At 73.5% G+C, this 1828-nt stretch carries 1 protein-coding gene; it reads right to left on the reverse strand.

Annotated elements, in window-relative coordinates:
* The coding region (locus tag RMO85_RS13565; protein WP_310529256.1) for an acetate--CoA ligase family protein at positions 1-1792 on the reverse strand (1792 nt) is incomplete at its 3' end.
* Positions 1793-1828 lie beyond the last annotated feature (36 nt).

Below are 1828 nucleotides of genomic sequence, written 5' to 3' on the forward strand. Positions count from 1 at the left end.
CCAGGCGCACCTTGACGTCGACCAGCACCGTGCCGGCCGGCGTGCACATCACCGGATTGAGGTCGAGCTCCGCGATCTCGGGCACGTCGAGGGCGAGCTCGCCGAGGGCGACCACCATCTGCTCGAGGTCGTCGGTCTCGATCGGCTCCGCGCCGCGATAGCCGTCGAGGAGCGGCCAGATCCGCAGCGATCGGATGGCACGGGCGGCGTCCCGCTTGGTGAACGGAGGCAACAAGAACGTGCGGTCGTCGAGGATCCCGGTGGCCACACCGCCGGCGGCGACCATGACGAGTGGTCCGAAGCCCGGGTCGCGCACGACACCCAGAGCGACCTCGACGCCCTTGATCACGGGCTGCACCAGGACGGGTACGTCGTCACGTCCGAGCTCGTCAGCGAACGCGCGGGTCGCGGCGATGACCTCACCCGCCGACTCGAGTCCGACGCGGACCAGGCCCCGGTCGGTCTTGTGGACGATGTCTCGGTCGGCGACCTTGACCACGACGGGGAAACCCAGCTCCGACGCGAGCCGTGCGGCCTCGATGGGGTCGTGCGCGATGCCGCCCACGCCCTCGAGTCCGTAAGGGTGCAGCAGCCCGGACACGTCCGCGGCATCCACCCATCCGGTGCCGGCCCCGTCGACCTCGACCAGGGCGCGGGCAGCGGTCCGGGCAGCGGCGGCCCGCTCCGGGTCGTGCTGCTCCGGCGCGGAGCGCGGCGTGGCCCGCCACTCGGCGTACCTCGCGGCATGGCCGAGGGCCTCGACGGCGTCGTCGACGGCGCGGAAGACGCTCACCCCGGCGGCACCTTCCCCGAGACCGCCCAGGCCCACCAGGACCACCGGTTTGTCGGGGAACCGCGCACGGGCCGCGGCCAGCGCGTCGACGAGCGGGCGCGCGGGCGCGACGCTCGTCGGCACCAGGACCACCAGCAGGGCGTCCACCTCCGACGAGGCGAGCAGCGGCTCGACCACGCCCCGGAGGTTGGCGGCGCCAGCACCGGCGCCGAGGTCGATCGGGTTGCTGGTTCCCGTCGTGCCGGACACCTGATCGCCGAGCTCGGCGCGGAGGTCGGTCGACAGCTCGGGGACCGCGAGCCCGTGGACGTCGGCCGCATCGGCCGCCAGCACCCCGAGGCCGCCGGCGTTGCTCACGATGGCGATCCGCCGACCCTCGGGGAGCGGCTGCTCCGCGAGCAGCAGGGCGGTGCGGGCCATCTCCTCGGCGCTCGTGCAGGCGATGACCCCGGCCTGGCTGAAGAGGGCGTCGATGCCGACGGCGGGCGTCGCGGCGGCCGCAGTGTGGGAGGCCCCGCCGCGCCGGCCGCTCGCCGACCGGCCACCGACGACGGCGAGTAGCGGCTTGCGCTCTGCGAAGCGGCGGGCCAGCCGAGCGAACTTCACGGCGTTGCCGAACGACTCCAGATAGAGCGCTGCGGCCGTGACGCCGGGGTCGTCCAGCCAGGCAGCCAACAGGTCGTTGCCGGACACGTCGGCCTTGTTGCCGAGGGAGATGAAGGCACTGACGCCGACACCGAGCTCGCGGGCCACGTCGAGGAGCGCGACGCCGACACCGCCCGACTGCGAGGCGATGGCGAGGCCTCCCGGCGGCGGAACGCTGCGCGAGAAGGTGGCGTTGAGTCGGATGCCGGGGTCGTTGACCATCACGCCCAGGCAGTTGGGGCCGACGAGCCGGATGTTGTGCTCGCGGGCAGTGCGCAGCATCTGGCGCTGGATCTCCGCACCCTCCGGTCCGACCTCTCCGAGCCCCGAGGAGAGCACCACGACAGCTGACACCCCGGCGCGTGCGGCGTCGTGCACGGCGTCCAGCAC

It is taken from the genome of Nocardioides sp. (assembly GCF_031422975.1).
Classification (GTDB): Bacteria; Actinomycetota; Actinomycetes; order Propionibacteriales; family Nocardioidaceae; genus Nocardioides.